At 54.9% G+C, this 17,184-nt stretch carries 15 protein-coding genes; 6 read left to right on the forward strand and 9 right to left on the reverse strand.

Annotation, left to right across the window (positions count from 1 at the left end):
* Window positions 1–187 precede the first annotated feature (187 nt).
* Window positions 188–913 (reverse strand): pirin family protein, encoded by a 726-nt coding sequence (locus BM323_RS14595; RefSeq protein ID WP_008110708.1) that lies wholly within the window; start codon window positions 911–913, stop codon window positions 188–190.
* A gap of 123 nt (window positions 914–1,036) precedes the next feature.
* Between BM323_RS14595 and BM323_RS14600 the strand changes: the two genes are divergently transcribed.
* Window positions 1,037–1,912 (forward strand): LysR family transcriptional regulator, encoded by an 876-nt coding sequence (locus BM323_RS14600; RefSeq protein ID WP_008110707.1) that lies wholly within the window; start codon window positions 1,037–1,039, stop codon window positions 1,910–1,912.
* A 102-nt stretch (window positions 1,913–2,014) separates the two neighbouring features.
* On the opposite strand, the gene BM323_RS14605 is transcribed toward BM323_RS14600, so the two are convergent.
* From BM323_RS14605 to BM323_RS14625, 5 genes are all read right to left on the reverse strand, one after another.
* Window positions 2,015–3,247 carry an MFS transporter gene (locus tag BM323_RS14605; protein ID WP_008110705.1) on the reverse strand — a complete coding sequence of 411 codons (1,233 nt, stop codon included), beginning with the start codon at window positions 3,245–3,247 and terminating at the stop codon, window positions 2,015–2,017.
* Window positions 3,248–3,766: 519 nt separating this feature from the next.
* Window positions 3,767–4,711, reverse strand: coding sequence for an ROK family protein (locus BM323_RS14610; protein WP_008108103.1), 945 nt, complete (start codon window positions 4,709–4,711; stop codon window positions 3,767–3,769).
* On the reverse strand, window positions 4,708–5,574 hold the full coding sequence (locus BM323_RS14615; RefSeq protein ID WP_008108102.1) for an ABC transporter permease: 867 nt from the start codon (window positions 5,572–5,574) through the stop codon (window positions 4,708–4,710). The genes BM323_RS14610 and BM323_RS14615 overlap by 4 nt, the downstream gene beginning before the upstream one ends.
* The gene (locus tag BM323_RS14620) at window positions 5,574–6,494 is read right to left on the reverse strand and encodes an ABC transporter permease (protein WP_008108101.1); all 921 of its coding nucleotides are present in this window, start codon (window positions 6,492–6,494) and stop codon (window positions 5,574–5,576) included. The genes BM323_RS14615 and BM323_RS14620 overlap by 1 nt, the downstream gene beginning before the upstream one ends.
* A gap of 18 nt (window positions 6,495–6,512) precedes the next feature.
* On the reverse strand, window positions 6,513–8,048 hold the full coding sequence (locus tag BM323_RS14625; RefSeq protein ID WP_008108100.1) for an ABC transporter substrate-binding protein: 1,536 nt from the start codon (window positions 8,046–8,048) through the stop codon (window positions 6,513–6,515).
* A gap of 316 nt (window positions 8,049–8,364) precedes the next feature.
* Between BM323_RS14625 and BM323_RS14630 the strand changes: the two genes are divergently transcribed.
* Genes BM323_RS14630 through BM323_RS14640 form a run of 3 tightly spaced genes read left to right on the forward strand, consistent with a single transcriptional unit; the run spans window position 8,365 to window position 12,751 of the window.
* Window positions 8,365–9,498 carry an ROK family transcriptional regulator gene (locus BM323_RS14630; RefSeq protein WP_008108099.1) on the forward strand — a complete coding sequence of 378 codons (1,134 nt, stop codon included), beginning with the start codon at window positions 8,365–8,367 and terminating at the stop codon, window positions 9,496–9,498.
* A gap of 11 nt (window positions 9,499–9,509) precedes the next feature.
* Window positions 9,510–10,952 carry a M81 family metallopeptidase gene (locus BM323_RS14635; protein ID WP_008108098.1) on the forward strand — a complete coding sequence of 481 codons (1,443 nt, stop codon included), beginning with the start codon at window positions 9,510–9,512 and terminating at the stop codon, window positions 10,950–10,952.
* Complete coding sequence (locus BM323_RS14640) at window positions 10,949–12,751, forward strand: ABC transporter ATP-binding protein (protein ID WP_008108096.1); 1,803 nt, start codon at window positions 10,949–10,951, stop codon at window positions 12,749–12,751. Before BM323_RS14635 ends, BM323_RS14640 begins: the two co-directional genes overlap by 4 nt.
* A 48-nt stretch (window positions 12,752–12,799) precedes the next feature.
* Here BM323_RS14640 and BM323_RS14645 read toward each other — a convergent pair whose 3' ends face one another.
* Both BM323_RS14645 and BM323_RS14650 read right to left on the reverse strand, forming a co-directional pair.
* Window positions 12,800–13,180: a tautomerase family protein gene (locus tag BM323_RS14645; protein ID WP_008108095.1), complete on the reverse strand. Its 381-nt coding sequence runs from the start codon at window positions 13,178–13,180 to the stop codon at window positions 12,800–12,802.
* Complete coding sequence (locus BM323_RS14650; protein WP_008108093.1) at window positions 13,180–13,488, reverse strand: carboxymuconolactone decarboxylase family protein; 309 nt, start codon at window positions 13,486–13,488, stop codon at window positions 13,180–13,182. Before BM323_RS14650 ends, BM323_RS14645 begins: the two co-directional genes overlap by 1 nt.
* 99 nt (window positions 13,489–13,587) lie before the next feature.
* Between BM323_RS14650 and BM323_RS14655 the strand changes: the two genes are divergently transcribed.
* Window positions 13,588–14,487 carry a LysR substrate-binding domain-containing protein gene (locus BM323_RS14655; RefSeq protein ID WP_008108091.1) on the forward strand — a complete coding sequence of 300 codons (900 nt, stop codon included), beginning with the start codon at window positions 13,588–13,590 and terminating at the stop codon, window positions 14,485–14,487.
* Between the two features lie 689 nt (window positions 14,488–15,176).
* Window positions 15,177–15,467 (forward strand): hypothetical protein, encoded by a 291-nt coding sequence (locus BM323_RS14665; protein WP_008108088.1) that lies wholly within the window; start codon window positions 15,177–15,179, stop codon window positions 15,465–15,467.
* 75 nt (window positions 15,468–15,542) lie between these two features.
* Here the strand turns inward: BM323_RS14665 and BM323_RS14670 are convergent, their stop codons facing one another.
* Window positions 15,543–16,817, reverse strand: a complete 1,275-nt coding sequence (locus BM323_RS14670) for a Glu/Leu/Phe/Val family dehydrogenase (RefSeq protein ID WP_008108085.1) — start codon at window positions 16,815–16,817, stop codon at window positions 15,543–15,545.
* Window positions 16,818–17,184 lie beyond the last annotated feature (367 nt).

The following is a 17,184-nucleotide window of genomic DNA, read 5'->3' on the forward strand; positions in this document are numbered from 1 at the left end:
GCTGCCCTCTCCATGTTAAGCCGTGATGCTTAGGTTCATTGGCTAACTATTAAAGAGAGTATGGAAATAATTATTGCGATCTTAATCACTGCAATTAATGTTAAGAAAAAGTGTTACAACCGCTGTGATCGCGCATAAAAAAAAGCAGCGCGATGGCTCGCACTGCTCTTTGTTCTCTTTTTAAACATTAACGCTGCGGATGATTCACTTCCAGCGGACGCAAATCAAACACCAGCACTTCCGCATCATCACCGTTAGCAAACTGCAGCGCACTTTCGTTGCGTACACGTGCGCCGTCGCCTTCTTTGAACTTCACACCGTTTACTTCGATGCTGCCGCGTGCTACGTGAATGTAGGCGTAGCGATCGGCATCCAGCGCGAGGGTTTGCTGCTCGACACCGTCAAAAAGGCCGGCATAAATGCGGATATCCTGACGCACGCTGAGTGAACCGTTTTCCCCTTCCGGCGAAATAATCAGGCGCAGCTGACCGCGTTTGTCACTTTCCGAGACCGAAACCTGCTGATAACCCGGAGGTGAATTACGTTCGCCAGGCACGATCCAGATCTGCAGGAAGTGCACGTTGTCGGTTTTCGAGTGGTTGAACTCGCTGTGCGTCACGCCGCTACCGGCGCTCATCAACTGCACATCACCCGGCACAATCACCGAACCGGTGCCCATGGAGTCTTTATGCTCCAGCGCGCCTTCCAGCACATAGGAGATGATCTCCATGTTGTTGTGTGGATGTGCACCAAAGCCGCGACCCGGTGCAACGCGGTCATCATTGATCACCAGCAAGTCTGAGAAGCCGGTTTGTTTTGGATCCCAGTAACTGGCGAAAGAGAACGTATGATGCGAATTCAACCAACCGTGGTCACCCACTCCGCGTTGTTCTGACAGGCGTTGTTCAATCATGGTCTGCTCCTCAAATTTGCTGTTGGGGGGCGATTGCCCTTCCCGTTGCAAACAAGTATACGTAAACTGATTTGCCTAACAATGCGTCATAATGACAATGACTGTCACCGATAAGTGGACAATATGCAGATTGAAGATCTCCGCATTTATGTAGCCGTGATTAAAGCCGGTAACTTCACCGCCGCCGCTGAACAACTGATGCTGTCGAAACAGTATGTCAGTCGCCGCATCGCCGCGCTGGAGGAGTCGCTTGGCGCGCGGCTGCTGAATCGCAACACGCGTAAGCTGTCGGTGACCGATAACGGCCAGCTGTTTGCCCAGCATGCGCAACGCATTCTGGATGATGTGCAGGAAGCCGAGCTGGCGGTATCGGGACGTCGCCAGGTGTTACAAGGCAGCTTCCGCCTGAGCGTACCGATGTCGTTTGGCATCAGCCATCTGTCGCCGTTTATTGCCGAGTTTCTTAGCTTGCATCCGGGTTTGCAGTTTCAGGTTGAGTTGGCGGATCGGCATGTCGATATGGTCGGCGAAGGGTTTGATATGGCGATTCGCATCGGTACGCTGCCCGATTCGAGTTTGATCGCTAAGCGGCTGGGCGAGTTTCGCCGCGTGATCTGCGCCAGCCCGGCCTACCTGCAAGGCGCAGGCGCGCCGCGCACGCCGGAAGCACTGAGCGAACATTTGTGTTTACGCTACGGACGCGAAAGCCAAACCGGCTGGGAATTGTTTAATGGCGACCAGCGCAAAGTGATCAGCGTGCATGGGCCGATGGTGAGTAACAACGGGGAAATGCTGCGTGATGCGGCGGTTGCCGGGTTGGGTTTGATTCTGCTGCCGGAGTTTATTGTGGCGCCAGCGCTGGCAAGCGGTGAGCTGGTGACGGTGTTAGAAGAGTGGCAACCGACCTCGCTGCATCTCAATGCGCTCTATCCGCAGCATCGCCAACGCAGTGAGATCAATCGAGTGTTTATGACGTTTTTGCAGCAGAAGTTAGCGTAATTTGACCAGGTGCGCATAAATGCGCACCCTACAAAACCCAAAACCCTATAATCGCGCATCCCACGCTTTCGTAGGGTCGCCATTAATGGCGACCTCAACCTTTTAATGACTTTCGTGCGCAAAGGTAATCGATTTACGGCGTGCATCGCGCATCGCCACCGCATGAATCAACAGACCTAACACCGCCAAAATCGCGCCCACCCAACCGGTCGATTGCCATCCCAGACCGGCAGAAATAGTCACGCCGCCCAGCCATGCGCCGAGCGCGTTGGCGAGGTTAAACGCCGAATGGTTCATCGCCGCCGCCATGGTTTGCGCGTCACCGGCAACATCCATTAAACGGATTTGCAGCACCGCCGCCAACGCCACCATGGTGCCCACCAGCATCACGTTGATGGCACCTGCCAGCGCATAGTGCGCGGCAAACACGAAGGCGCTGAGCACCAGAAACGACCAGATCAGTAAAATGCGGATGGTCTTTTCAATGCCGCGATCGGCCAGACGACCACCGGCGATGTTGCCGATAATCATGCCCAAACCAAACAGCGCCAGCACCGCCGGGATCCAGCTCACCGGCATCTGCGCCAGTTCGGTCATGGTCGGTTTCACGTAGCTAAACACCGAGAACAAACCACCGCTGCCCACCGCGCCAATCGCCAGCGTCAGCAATACCTGTTTGCGCGTTAGCGCCGACAATTCGCGCAGCGGGCTGGCATTTTTGTCGCCTGCCACGTTTGGTACCCACAGCCAAATCAGCAGTAAGGTCACTACAGCCAGACCGCCGACAATCGCGAAGGCATCGCGCCAGCCAAACCATTGGCCAATCGCCGTCACGGCCGGCACGCCGAGTAAGTTGGCGATGGTCAGGCCAAACAGCACCATCGATACCGCTTGCGCGCGTTTGCGCCGTTCCACCAAACCGGCTGCGACTAAAGCCGCCACGCCGAAGAAGGTGCCGTGCGGGAAACCGGCGAGGAAACGCGCCAGCAGCATTGAATAATAACCCGGCGCAATGGCGCTCAGCAGATTACCGGCGGCAAACAGGCCCATCAGCGTCATCAGGAAATTACGGCGTGAGGCGCGTGCGCCCAATACCGCCAGCAGCGGCGCACCGATGACCACGCCAAGCGCGTAGATACTGATGAGATGTCCGGCCGAGGGAATCGATACGTTAAGACCTTTGGCTGCATCGGGCAGCAGGCCCATGATAACGAATTCGCCGGTACCAATGGCAAAGCCGCCGGTGCCGAGCGCGAACAAGGCTTTCAGCACGCTCTGACGCGGCAGCGATGCCTCATCCGGCAGCTGAGTAAGTTGGGGTTGTACTGATGACATGAGTTTTCCGAACCGCAAGTGAAGAACTCAGTCAGGATCGTGGGCGCTTAACGCGACAGCCATCGTCGAGACCGAGAAGTATGAGCGGCGTATGATAGCGCAAAAATGTGTGAAGGGTTGGCGTTACGGTGCGGCTGAGGTCGCCATAAATGGCGACCCTACAAAGGTTTGGTGCGTTTTTCGTAGGGTGCGCATTTATGCGCACCTGGTTCAATTATGCATCGTTCTGCCGGGGCAGTTGCGCTTCGGCGGAGGTCGCCATGAATGGCGACCCTACAAGGATTGGTGCGTTTTTCGTAGGGTGCGCATTTATGCGCACCTGGTTCAATTATGCATCGTTCTGCCGGGGCAGTTGCGCTTTGGCAAAGGTCGCCATAAATGGCGACCCTACAAGGATTGGTGCGTTTTTCGTAGGGTGCGCATTTATGCGCACCTGGTTCAATGATGCATTTTTCTGCCGGAGAAGCAGCGCTTCGGCAAAGGTCGCCATGAATGGCGACCCTACAAGGATTGGTGCGTTTATGCGCACCTGGTTAAATCACGTGCCAACAGGGCGGCGCCCATCATACCGCCGTGATGTGCGAACTCGCCCGGCACCACTAAGCGATGCGCGGTGCGGCGCAGCACGTAGCTCTGCACCACCTCATCTAACGCCGCGATCAACGGAGCCACTGATGCCAATCCGCCGCCAACCGCCACGCGCGACGCGCCGGTGATATTGATGCTGTACGCCAGCGGCTGACCGACAATTTGCAGCCATGCCTGAACGGTTTGCTGCGCCTGCGCATCCTGCTGCTGCCAGCGTTCAATGATTTCCACGCTGCTCGCCGAGCGGTCATGCAGCGTTTGATGCAGATTTTCCAGCCCGCGCGCGCCACCGTAGCTGTCGAGACAGCCTTTTTGGCCGCACGGACAGGCCTTGCGCGGCAATCGACGCGTGACGCCATCGATCTCCACTTCGGTTAGCGTGATCGGCCCATGTCCCCATTCGCCGGTCAAACCGTTCTGTCCGGTGATAATGCGGCCATCCGCCACCAATCCGCCACCAACGCCTGAACCGAGAATTGCGCCAAACACCACTTTGTGTCCTTTGCCCGCGCCCGCCAGCGCTTCCGCCAACGTGAAACAGTCGGCATCGTTATGCACAATCACCTCGCGTTGCAGGATCGCGCCAAGCTCTTTTGCCAGACGGCGCTGGTGAAAAGCGGGAATATTGCTGGCAAATATCTCGCCGGAATCGGGTGCCACAATGCCGGCCGTTGATATCGCCACCGGACTGCTGGCGGTGAAGTGCAGTTGATGTTGGGCAATCATGCAACTCACCAACGCGGTGAACTCGTCCCAGCTTGCCGCCGGGATTTTTTGCTGATCGAGAATCGTTAATTCATCCTGCGCATTCATCACGCCTAACTTAATAAAAGAGCCGCCCAGATCGAGGCAAATCACCGCAGATTGTCTACTCATAAACGTTTATCCATCACATCTCGCAAACCGTCGCCCAGCACATTGAAGCCAAGCACGGTAATCAAAATCGCCAATCCGGGGAAGAGAGACACATAAATATTCAGGCCGAGGAAGTTGCGTCCATCGCTCATCATGGTGCCCCACTCCGGCATCGGTGGCTGCACACCTAAACCGAGGAATGACAGGCTGGCGGCAGAAAGCACCACCGCGCCCGCCGTCAGCGTCGATTGCACAATCAGCGGGCCAATCGAGTTACGCAGAATGTAATGCGTAATGATGCGCGGATAGCGCACACCGAGCATATGCGCCGCTTCGATGTACTCCATGTTCTTCAGGCCCAGCGTCAGGTTGCGGCTCAGACGCGCATAGACCGGAATCGAGAACAGCGAGATGGCGATCAGCATATTGGTCAGCCCTTCACCAAGTACGCTAACAATCAAAATCGCCAGCACGATGCCAGGAAAAGCGAAAATGATATCCATCACCCACATGATCAGCGCATCAATTTTACGTCCGGCTAAGCCGGAAATGATGCCAAGCGGAATACCGATCACCATTGAGATGGCGACGCTGAGGCTCACTTCAAACAGCGTGATGTGCGCGCCGTAAATCACGCGCGAAAAAATGTCGCGGCCATAATCGTCGGTACCAAACCAGTGCGCGGCCGATGGCGCTTGCAAGGTATTCAGCAGATCCTGCTCCACCGGATCCCAATGCGTAATCAGCGGAGCCAGCGCGGCGGCGAGTACCACCAGCAGCACTAAGGTGCCGCCGATGGCTATCGACGGATTCGCCACCAAGATGCTGATCAGGTGTCGGCTGCGCGAGCGCGGCGGCAGCACGGAAGTTTCAATGCTGTTCATCAGTCGAACCTTATTTTTGGATTGAGCAGGCCAATCAGGATTTCACCGACCAGATTCATCAGCACCACGCCGGTAACGGCCACCAACGTCACGCCCTGAATCACTGGATAATCGCGGTAGCGCACAGAATCCACCAGCAGGCGGCCAATGCCCGGCCAGTTGAACACCGATTCGGTCACCACCGCGCCGCCAATCAGGCTGCCGAAGTTGAGCGCCACGATGGTCACAATCGGGATCAGCGCATTACGCAGCGCGTGCTTCCAGTTAATGCTGGCGGAGGATAATCCCTTTGCTTTGGCAGTACGGATGTAATCCTGACTCAGCACATCCAGCATGCTGGAACGCGTCATGCGCGCGATCATCGCCATCGGCAAGATCGCCAGCGTGACAGTCGGCATGATGTAGTTTTTCCACGAATCGGCGCCCAGCAGCGGTAACCAACCCAGCTCAACGGCGAAGTAGTTCATCGCCAGCAGCGCCAGCCAGAAATTGGCAATCGACGCACCGGCAATGGTCAGCACCATCACGATTTGATCCGGAATGCGCTGGCGATAGATAGCGCCGGTCATGCCCGCCGGAACACCAATCGCAATCGCCAGCAGATACGCCAGCGCCGCCAGCGATAAGGTGTACGGCAACCGCTCGCTGATCTCGGTCATCACCGGACGCTGCGACTGCAACGACAAGCCAAGGTTGCCGTGCAGCGCTTCCGCCGCAAATTTGACATATTGCAGCGGCAGCGGCTGATCGAGCCCCAGCCGCACGCGCATACTGTCCACCGCTTCCTGCGGCGCTTCCGGTCCCGCCATCAGCCGCGCCGGATCGCCCGGCAGCGCGCGGATGGCGATAAACACGATAATCGACACGCCGAAAATGATTAACGGCAGCGAAAGCACCTTTTTTGCGACGTACGCTTTCATATCACATCAACCATTGGGTTATTGCTTCACCGCGTCGCGTACGACGATTTGTCCGCCCGGCTGCATCACCACGCCGCTGATATTTTTACGTGCGGCATAGAGATCGTCCTGATAGAACAGCAGCACCTGCGGCGCTAATCCGCTGATCTGTTTTTGCGCCTGGAAATAGAGATCTTTGCGTTTGGCATCGTCGAGCGTCGATGCAGCGGTATCGATCAGTTCATCGGTTTGCTTGTCGCTGAAGAAGCCCAGATTAGCCCCGCCCGGCGCAAAGCTGCTGGTGTGATACAGCGGACGCAGCTGCAGATCCGAGCCATATAAACCGGAAGACCAGGACGCCAGCACCGCATCGGTGCCCTGCGCGGCTTTCTCTTTGCCATCGGCAAACGCCGCTTTGGTCCACACGCCGCTCTCCATCTGGCGCACGTTAAGTTTCACGCCGATTTTACTCCACATGCCCTGCAACACTTGTGCGGTACGCGCATCCGGAGCTTGCACTGCAATCGACATCGGGAAACCGTCGGCATAGCCCGCCGCTTTCAGCAGATCTTTGGCTTTTTGCAGATCGTAAGGATAGTCATGCAGCGCTTTGTCATAGTTAGGATCGACCGGTGCCAGCGCCGAGTTGGCCGGTTGCGCATAGCCAAACATGATGGCTTTCACCAGCGCCTGCTGGTCGGTGGCGAGATTCAGCGCCTGTCGTACGCGCACATCGCTCAGCGCTTTGCTTTGGGTGTTGAGATCGACCCAGAACACCGCCGCACCCGGCGACTGTTTGAGATTAACGTTGGCGTTATTTTTCAACATGCCAGCAAACTGCGGCGGCACCGGGTTAATAATATCGACCTGCCCCGATTGCAGCGCCATATTCATCACTGAAGGCTCGCTGCTCCACGTCCATTTAATTTCATCCGGACCGGAAGATTTCCCCCAATAGTCAGGATTCTTTTGTTCAAGTACATATTCGCCGGATTTGTATTGCACCAGTTTATAAGGTCCGGTGCCGTCGGCTTTATTGTTGATGCTGCCCGCTTTATCCGCTGTTGGACTCACCATTAATCCCGGACCGGAGGCTAAAACAGTTAAAAAGGCCGGATTAATTTTTTTCAGCTGAAACGTGACGGTGAGATCGTCTTTTTTCTTCACGTCCTGAATAAAGGTGCGAATTTTTCCACTGCCGGCCAATCCGCGCTGCGTATTTAAATGACGCTGGAAGTTTTCCACTACCGCGTCGGCATTAAATGGCGTGCCGTCGTGGAATTTCACATTTGGACGCAGGGTGAAGGTCCAGTTAAGTCCGCTGTCATCGGATGTCCAGGATACAGCCAGCGCTGGAATGATTTTGCCGTCATCACCGAGACGCGTCAGGCCTTCGTACATCGGGTCCAGCACCGTGCCGGTAAAGGTCGCGGTTTGGTTGCCGGGGTCCATGCTGCGCGGCGGTTCGTTCTGCATGATCACCAGCTGGCTGGCAAAAACTGTGGCGCTCGCCATCGACGCCAATAAACAACCGGCCAGCGTCAGTACCTTGAAATGCTTGTGTTTGCTTTCCATGAAGGCCCTCAATGAATCATTGAAACGATCGGTGAATGAACATTTATTTGTTATGCAGTGATGCATTCCGGACGGTCGCCAGGCGAGGTTTTCGTAGGGTGCGCATTAATGCGCACCGGTAGATTGCCGTTAATTCCGTCCCGACAACTGTCGCATTGCGCTATATAAGCCACACTCACTAAACAAAAGCCAATAGGTTGGTTCATATAATTTACTTATAATCAGATCTGCATTCAGAAATTTAACTAAATATCGTTGTATTTGTTTTCTGTCCTTATTATTGTCAGCGCATAGTGCTAACGCCGTGAGAACCTCAATGCTCAATGCCCACCAGCAACAAATCCTGCGCTTACTTATTGCGTCGCATGGCATGAGCCGCACCGCGCTTGCGGAAAAAATGAAGTTAAGCAAAGCCGCAATTAGCCCGCTGGTGAAAGAGATGCTGCAGGCTGGATTGCTGGAAGAGAGTGTTCCGGAATCCAGCGGCCAGGGTCGTCCATCGGTGTTATTAAAAATGCGTGCCGATAGCGCCTATTTTCTCGGTGCCTCGCTGCTTGGCGAGCGCGTAGTTTTGGTGTTGATTGATATGCATGGCCGCACGCTGGCCGCCACGCAAATGCCGTTGAATCTCGATCCACCGCAGCTGGCAAAAATGATTGCGGCGGCGATTCCCGATCTGATTGCGCAGAAATCGATTTCGCAGGATCAGTTGATTGGATTGGGCGTGACATTGTCCGGATTTGTCGATGAGAATCAGGCAATTTGCGTGCAGTCGGCGCTGCTGGGCTGGAAAAACGTGCCGCTGGCAGAACTGCTGAAACAGCAAACCGGGCTGGAAGTGTCGTTAGAGAACGATGCCAAAGCGCTGGCGGTGAGCGAGAAGATTTTCGGCGTGGCGAAAAAGGCGCGCAACTTCACCCTGATTTCCCACGGTGACGGCATTGGATCGGCACACTTCTTTCAGGGCCAGCTGCACCGTGGCGCACACGGCGCTGCCGGTGAAATCGCCCACTGCACCATCGAACCCGGCGGACGTCCCTGCCGCTGCGGCAAACGCGGCTGCCTCGATACGCTGGCCTCGTTAACCGCCATCCGCGAAAGCGTGCGTGACAAAGCGCTGGAAAGCGAATCGATTGCCGAACTGGAAGCGCTGGCGGTGAAAGGCAACAGTGCGGCGATTGCCATTCTGCATCAGGCTGGTCACGCGCTGGGTTTATCGATCGCCAATATCATCCAGATGAACGACCCCGAATTAATTGTGATTGCACATCAGCCCGATTCGTTTGATGGCTTGCTGAAAACCGTGGTGATGCAGGCGGTCGACAGCCACGTCCTGCCGTCGATCATCGGCAAAACGCCGATTTCAAGCATGGCAATCAACGAAGAGAGCTGGGCCAGAGCCGCAGCCAGTGTGGCGGCGTATCGTTTTATCATTCACTTACCCGACTAGCGGAGGCTGCTATGCGCATTGCTTTTGGTGGAATTCATACTGAGTGCAGTACTTATAATCCGGTGCTGAATTATGCCGACGACTTCCGCATCGTGCGCGGGGATGAACTCACCACCAATCCTTACTTCGCCTTTCTGCAGGATTATGATGCCAAATTTCTGCCCACCTTCCACGCGCGCGCCATCGCCGGTGGTCCGGTAGCGCGCATCACCTACGACGATTTTAAGCAGGATTTCCTGACGCGCCTCGCGGCACATTTGCCGGTGGATGGCGTCTATCTCGCCATGCACGGCGCGGTCTATGTTGAAGGCATGGAAGATGCCGAAGGCGACTGGATCAGCGCCACGCGCGAGTTGGTCGGCGCGGATTGCCCGATCACCGTCAGCTACGATCTGCACGGCAATGTCACGCAGCGCATCATTGATGCCATCGATATGTTCTCGACTTACCGCACCGCGCCACACATTGATGTCGAAGAAACCATGCGCCGCTCGGTATCGATGCTGGTGAAAAGTCTGCAAACCGGCATCAAACCCGGCGTAGTGTGGGCACCGATTCCGGTGGTGTTACCCGGCGAACGCACCAGCACCGAAGATGAACCGGCTAAAAGTTTGTACGCCCGCTTGCCCGCGATAAACCAGCTGGAGCATATCTGGGACGCCTCGCTGATGGTCGGTTACGTCTGGGCCGATGAACCACGCGCCACCGCTGCCGCGATCATGACCGGCACCGACGCCGATGTACTGGCGGAACAGGCGGCAAAACTGGCGCTGGCTTACTGGCAGGCGCGCGATGAATTCAGCTTTGGCTGCGTCACCGGCAGCATTGAAGAGTGCGTCAGCATGGCTATCGCCAGCGAAACCGCGCCGGTGATTCTGGCCGATTCCGGTGATAATCCGACCGGCGGCGGCGTTGGCGATCGCGCGGATGTATTGGCGGAGCTGATTCGCCGGGATGCACAGGACGTTATCGTCGCCGGTATTACCGATAAACCGGCCACTGATGCAGCATTTGCTGCCGGTGAAGGCGCAACCTTAACGCTGACCGTTGGCGCGTCGCTCGATCCGGCCGGCGGCAAAGTGCAAGCCGAGTTTGTGGTGAAGCATCTCAGCGACGATCCGCGTTCGCTGGCGAAACAGGCGCAGCTGCAAACCGGCGGCATTACGCTGGTGGTCGCCGATCGTCGCCGCCCATATCACAACCTGGCGGATTTCTCCCTGCTCGGCCTCGATCCCGCTGCCGCTAAAATTGTGGTGGTGAAGTCGGGTTATCTGTCGCCGGAGCTGGCACCGCTAGCCAATCCAAACCTGATGGCGCTGTCAGAAGGCGTGGTCGATCAGTATGTGGAACGCTTACCCCGCAACCGCAAATTGCAGCCCGCCTATCCGTTTGATACGGATTTCAGCTTCCTGCCGGTAAGCAGTTTGTCCGCACGCTTTGTGAAAGCAAAATGAACATGCCCGCCTCCGCAGTCGAACCGGTGCTGCGCATCGAAAACCTGACCGTTGCCTTTCGCGTTGACGATCAATGGCGCGAAGTGGTGAAGAACCTGTCGCTCACCGTTAATGCCGGTGAAACGCTGGCGATTGTGGGTGAATCCGGTTCGGGGAAAAGCGTCACCTCGATGGCGATCATGCGCTTACTCAACATGCGTCACGCGCGCGTCAGCGGCAAAGTGCTGCTTAACGGCGTTGATCTGCTGACGCTAAGCGAATCCGCCATGCGTGATATTCGCGGCAATGCGGTGGCAATGATATTTCAGGAACCGATGACCAGCCTGAATCCGTCGTTTACCATCGGCAACCAAATTGCTGAAGCGCTGATCAATCACCGCAAAATCAGCAAACGCGCCGCACGAGAAGAGACCATTCGGCTGCTGGACAAAGTGCGCATTCCCAATGCGGCGAAACGCTTTAATGATTATCCGCACCATTTTTCCGGCGGCATGCGCCAGCGCGTGATGATTGCCATGGCGCTGGCGCTGCGACCCAAACTGCTGATTGCCGATGAACCGACCACCGCGCTGGACGTGACTATTCAGGGGCAAATTCTTGACCTGATCAAGACGTTGCAGGAAGAGGAAGGCACGGCGGTGCTGTTTATTACCCACGATATGGGCGTGGTGGCAGAAGTGTCGGATCGCACGTTGGTGATGTATCAAGGTGATGTGATGGAAACCGGCACCACCGCCGTGATTTTTTCCGCACCCGCCGCCGATTACACCCGCACGTTGATTGCGACCGTGCCGCAGCTTGGCGCAATGCGCGGCATTGCTGGACCGCGTAAGTTTTCCTTTGATGAGCACGACGCGCCTGATGCCAGCCGCGTAGCGACATCGCAGCAGCCCCTGCTGTCGGTGAAAAATCTCAGTACCCGCTTCAGCATCCACGAAGGTGTGTTCAGCCGCAAAACCGGCGCGGTACATGCAGTGGAAAACATTTCATTTGATTTGATGCCGGGCGAAACCTTGTCGCTGGTCGGCGAATCCGGTTGCGGAAAATCCACCACCGGACGTTCGCTGACGCGCCTTGTTACACCCGACGCGGGTGAAGTGGCCTTTGATGGTTACGACGTGCTGAATCTCTCTGCTCACGAACTGCGCACCCTGCGCCGCGCCATGCAGATGATTTTTCAGGACCCGTTTGCCAGCCTCAATCCGCGCATGTCGGTGCTGGAAGCGCTCACCGAACCTTTTCTGCAACACCGTTTAGGCAGCAAAGCCGAGGCGCGCGCGAAAGCCGCTTCACTGATGGAGCGCGTTGGGCTATCCGCCAGCATGATGAAACGCTATCCGCACGAATTTTCCGGCGGCCAGCGCCAGCGTATCTGTATCGCCCGTGCGTTGATGCTCGACCCGAAAATGATCATCGCCGATGAATCGGTGTCGGCGCTGGATGTCACGGTAAAAGCGCAAATCATCAATCTGCTGCTCGACCTGCAACAGAGCCTCGGCTTGTCGTATCTGTTTATTTCGCACGATATGGCGGTGGTCGAGCGCATCAGCCATCGCGTGGCGGTGATGCTGCTCGGTGAAATTGTCGAGATCGGTCCGCGCGCGGCAATTTTTGAAAATCCGCAGCATGATTACACGCGTAAATTGCTGTCGTCGGTGCCGGTGCCCGATCCGGCGCGACGTCATGTGAAGCGCCAGATTGACATCAGCGAGCTGAAAAGCCCGGTGCGTGCGCTGGGATTTGTGCCTGAAACGCGGCGTTATCGCGAGGTGAGTGACGGGCATTGGGTGATGGAGTGATCTGGCAATGCCCGGAAGGAGGTCGCCATGAATGGCGACCCTACGCAGTTACAGCGCAAACATCTTTCCGCCGCTAAAACTCCAGTCTTCGGGCTGGGTTTGCTGAATAATGATCATTAAATCATTGGGATCAAGATTGAGGCGCTGCTGCAGGCGTTCACTCAGCATCTGATAAGTTACGCGCTTCTGTTCCGTGCTGCGCGGTTTGCCTGCCAGGATGTTCAACAACACATAGCGATCGCTACGACCGCCGCTAAGATAGTGGCGATCATAAATAAAGCGCTGCGCCGCCAGCGATTCAATCACCTGGAAACGATCGTCGGGCGGTACGTTGAACTCGGCGACCAGCACCTCATGCAGCGTGTCCGATAAGGTTTGCAGATCGGCATCGCTCCAACCGTCGCGCACGGTGATTCGGGTAAATGGCATCAGTTGTTCTCCTGTTGCAATAAAGCCAGCGCTGTCACTGCAGCGGGCCAACCGGCGTAAAACGCCTGATGGGTAAATAACTCCACCAGCTCTTCACGACTAAGTCCGTTCTGCTGCGCAAATTCAAGATGCCACGGCAGTTGCTGCTCGTGGCCCAAAGCGCTGAGCGTGGCGAGCGTGATCAAACTGCGCTCACGCGGTGACAGCACCGCGCGCTTCCAGATATCGCCAAACAACACCTGCTGGGTTAACTCGGCTAACTTCGGTGCGACCTGCTGTAAAGAATCGCGATCCAGTGACTTACTCATGATTTTCTCCGGCATTGAATAGGCAGCGATTGTGGCGCGCTGCTACAATCCTGAAAATCGCATTATTCAGGACTTATAGTCCCGCTTTGAAGGATGGTTATGGAGAAGATTCCGGTCTCGCTTGATAGCGATGCGCTGCGCAGCTTTGTGTTGGGAATCGAGTGCGGCAGCTTCGCGCTGGCGGCGCAGCAACTGTGCCGCTCGACGTCGGCGGTCAGCGCCCAGTTAAAAAAGCTGGAACAGCAATGCGGTATGGCGCTGGTGACCAAACGCGGTCGTCATCTGGCGCTCACGCCCGGCGGCGAAATCTTGCTGAGCTATGCCCGTCGTCTGCTCAGCCTGAATGATGAAGCCTGGCGCGCGGTGCGCGGCGAGTTGTTGCAGGGTGATGTGCGTATCGGCATGCAGGAAGATTTCGGTGAGTCGCTGATGCCGGGCATTCTTGGCCCGTTTAGCCGCCAGCATCCGAGTGTGCGTATCAGCGCGCGCGTCGATCGCAATCAGCCACTGTTGCAGGCGATGGCCGAGCAAAGTCTCGATATGGCGCTGCTGTGGCAAGGCGATAATTTACCTGCGCAAAGTGAGTTGCTGGGCCAGACGCAGCTGGCGTGGATTGGTGCGCAAGAGTTCGATATTCGCGGCTTGCTCGCGCGTGGTGAAGCTATACCGCTGGTGATGTTTGAAGCGCCGTGTCTCATGCGGACACGTGCGCTGAGCGTGCTGGAACAGGCTGGGCTCGATTGGCGTGTGGTGTTTACCAGCCACAGTTTGAGTGGCGTGTGGGCGGCGGTGCAGGCTGGATTGGGTATTACTTTGCGCAGCCAGATCGGTTTACCTGCTGGATTGCATACCCTGAACGCTCAACTGCCCGCCGTGGGAAGTATGGGTATCGCACTGTGGCAACATAATGCTAACGATGCCGCCCAGCAAATGCTGGCGCAGCTTACGCGACATGCGGTGGCGGGATATCTTCCGCTTATCAAACCGACATTAAAGTGAAACTGGGATAAAGCGGGGAGGTGCGGCACATTCCTGCTAGTTTCCGCCCTGCACGCTTCAGTTAAATCAAACCTTCCGCGGCAATTTTGCAGGCAGAATGTTTCCCGCATTATTCTCTCATACACAACAGACAAAATACCGCTCGGCTATTAGGATGATGAGTGTGGAAATATTGCCAGGCGTGTTCCGGTGAATAAAAAGATCCCATAAAAACACGATTATCGTAGGCCGGCGCCATACGACAGCTTTCACGGTGCAAGTCGCAGCAACCCTCGCTATCTTCCTGAGCAAAGACGTAAAAATCCGTTGTAGTTAATTTCATCCGCGACACCTCGTGGGCAGAGATAAATACTAATGAATAAAAATCTTTAAAATCGCCCGTTGCGGATACTATTTTCGAACTTTTTAGCAACCAGCTCACAGTGAGCTGAAATTAATTATAGCCTGCGAGAAACCTGCTGTCTTTAATAAAAGAAAAAGAGATTATTTAAGCAGAGCGCAATAAAATTGAAATTTGAATAATTATATTTTAATTCCCCCTTTGTCGTTACGCTTAACAGGGCCAATATTTACTGTTAATGGCGGTGATTATTTATAAATATTCACTAAGATTTATCTTAAAAAAAAGATCTCCATTTTTGATCATTTAAACTTAAGTAAACTTAAATTTAAACGCCGGAGATAATACTATGTTCAGTTACACTATCCGTGTCGAATTGAAAGAACCCACTGCTGGCACGCAAATAGAACTGCTCTATGCGATGCTTGAGAATGGTTTTGCGCGCAGTTTAGTCTGTGAGAAAGGCTATGCGTATGTGTTACCCACCAATGAATACGTCTATGTAGGCAGCGAGAATATAAGGAGTTTAACTGACAGAATTGTCACTTTGGTGAGTGAATTTAGCGAAGATCCTTCGGTGATGATTACCCAATCTGCCGCGAGGTGCTGGTCAGGGCTGCGCGGCGTAAACCTCGCATGAAAGATAAGATAAACGCCCTCTCACGGCAAAGACGGCGTTTATCTCTTGATTTAAATAAACTTAAAATTTAATTAATTAGCCTGGATAAATACCGCGATCTTTACGTGCCAGCAGAATACGTTCGCAGGCAACGATATACGCAGCAGTACGCAATGAGCAGCGCTTTTCAGCGGCCTTATCCCAAACGTGCACCATCGCTTCAGTCATAATGCGGTCCATACGCTGGTTAATCTCATCTTCGCTCCAGAAGAAGCTCGCCATATCCTGTACCCATTCGAAGTAACTCACCGTTACACCGCCTGCGTTACAGATTACGTCTGGCACCACCTGCACACCGCGACTCGCCAGCATATCATCCGCATCCGGATACGTTGGGCCGTTAGCCCCTTCCAGCACTAATTTGGCACTGATGATTTCAGCGCGCTCGCGGGTAATTTGCCCTTCCAGCGCAGCCGGGATCAGGATATCCATGGCGGTAGTCCAGAACTGTTCTCTGTCGATCTCACGCGCACCCGGGAAACCGGCAATCTGTTTATGTTCGATCTGCCACGCAGTCAGCGCCGCTAAATCGATGCCGCCTTCGTTGAGTAAGGTTGCGGTGTGATCCTGAATCACTACCACGCGCGCACCGGCTTCGGCGAACAGACGCGCCGCTTCGCTACCCACGTTACCAAAGCCCTGCAACGCGACGCGTGCGCCTTCAATGGTGATGTTGGAGCGTTTTGCCACTTCTCGACCGGTAATAAATACGCCACGGCCTGTGGCTTTCTCGCGGCCTAACGAGCCGCCAAGATGAATCGGTTTACCGGTGACAACGCCGGTAATGGTGGTGCCGTGATTCATCGAGTAGGTATCCATCATCCACGCCATGACTTTGCCATTGGTACCGACGTCGGGCGCGGGAATATCTTTCTGCGGACCGATAATCAAACCGATTTCGCTGGTGTAGCGACGGGTTAAGCGCTCCAGTTCACCTTCAGACAGCGAGTGCGGATCGACGCGAATACCGCCTTTTGCGCCGCCATAAGGCAGGTTGACCGCCGCACACTTGATGGTCATCCAGGCTGACAGCGCCATCACTTCATTCAGGTCGACTGCAGGATGGTAACGTACGCCCCCTTTGCCCGGCCCGCGCGAAAGATTGTGCTGTACGCGATAACCTTCAAAGTGGCGAATCGAGCCGTCATCCATCTGCACCGGGATGTCGACAATCAGTGCTCTTTTCGGATGACGCAGAGTTTCGATCCAGCGAGACAATTCACCAAGATGAGGCGCAACGCGGTCAATTTGGCTCAGGTAGGTAGTCCAGGGAGATGTACTGCTTTCAGAAGCGTAAGATAACTTTTCCATGAGAAGCCTGTAGGTTCAGAGTTATTTATATTGAAAAGACGTGGAAAGGTGATGCATTGCACTAGACGGAATGTAATTTAACACCTTTTAAGAAAAGCGGGTTGCGTTGAATAAGGAGGATTTAACTTTTCGATACAAAAATTCGTGAATGAATGAATAACTAAGCATTAAAAAAGCCCCCCATGTGACGCATATTTATGCGGATAATATTCACTAAATTGCATAAAATTTGATTTTATTCCTATTTTTCAGTTCTTTGATGGTCATCAAAAAGTGAATAAACTGTTATTTTTCCGCATTGACTTTGTTAACTCACGCCACCACGATGAGTAAAACCTAGCCGGAAACCTCCATCATGAATTAGCGT

It is taken from the genome of Pantoea sp. YR525 (assembly GCF_900116775.1).
GTDB lineage: Bacteria > Pseudomonadota > Gammaproteobacteria > Enterobacterales > Enterobacteriaceae > Pantoea > Pantoea symbiotica.

What these genes read in the sequence shown, in the direction of transcription:
- BM323_RS14595 (WP_008110708.1), bottom strand. Translation starts at nt 913, where the DNA reads ATGATTGAACAACGCCTGTCAGAACAACGCGGAGTGGGTGACCACGGT.
- BM323_RS14600 (WP_008110707.1), top strand. Translation starts at nt 1,037, where the DNA reads ATGCAGATTGAAGATCTCCGCATTTATGTAGCCGTGATTAAAGCCGGT.
- BM323_RS14605 (WP_008110705.1), bottom strand. Translation starts at nt 3,247, where the DNA reads ATGTCATCAGTACAACCCCAACTTACTCAGCTGCCGGATGAGGCATCG.
- BM323_RS14610 (WP_008108103.1), bottom strand. Translation starts at nt 4,711, where the DNA reads ATGAGTAGACAATCTGCGGTGATTTGCCTCGATCTGGGCGGCTCTTTT.
- BM323_RS14615 (WP_008108102.1), bottom strand. Translation starts at nt 5,574, where the DNA reads ATGAACAGCATTGAAACTTCCGTGCTGCCGCCGCGCTCGCGCAGCCGA.
- BM323_RS14620 (WP_008108101.1), bottom strand. Translation starts at nt 6,494, where the DNA reads ATGAAAGCGTACGTCGCAAAAAAGGTGCTTTCGCTGCCGTTAATCATT.
- BM323_RS14625 (WP_008108100.1), bottom strand. Translation starts at nt 8,048, where the DNA reads ATGGAAAGCAAACACAAGCATTTCAAGGTACTGACGCTGGCCGGTTGT.
- BM323_RS14630 (WP_008108099.1), top strand. Translation starts at nt 8,365, where the DNA reads ATGCTCAATGCCCACCAGCAACAAATCCTGCGCTTACTTATTGCGTCG.
- BM323_RS14635 (WP_008108098.1), top strand. Translation starts at nt 9,510, where the DNA reads ATGCGCATTGCTTTTGGTGGAATTCATACTGAGTGCAGTACTTATAAT.
- BM323_RS14640 (WP_008108096.1), top strand. Translation starts at nt 10,949, where the DNA reads ATGAACATGCCCGCCTCCGCAGTCGAACCGGTGCTGCGCATCGAAAAC.
- BM323_RS14645 (WP_008108095.1), bottom strand. Translation starts at nt 13,180, where the DNA reads ATGCCATTTACCCGAATCACCGTGCGCGACGGTTGGAGCGATGCCGAT.
- BM323_RS14650 (WP_008108093.1), bottom strand. Translation starts at nt 13,488, where the DNA reads ATGAGTAAGTCACTGGATCGCGATTCTTTACAGCAGGTCGCACCGAAG.
- BM323_RS14655 (WP_008108091.1), top strand. Translation starts at nt 13,588, where the DNA reads ATGGAGAAGATTCCGGTCTCGCTTGATAGCGATGCGCTGCGCAGCTTT.
- BM323_RS14665 (WP_008108088.1), top strand. Translation starts at nt 15,177, where the DNA reads ATGTTCAGTTACACTATCCGTGTCGAATTGAAAGAACCCACTGCTGGC.
- BM323_RS14670 (WP_008108085.1), bottom strand. Translation starts at nt 16,817, where the DNA reads ATGGAAAAGTTATCTTACGCTTCTGAAAGCAGTACATCTCCCTGGACT.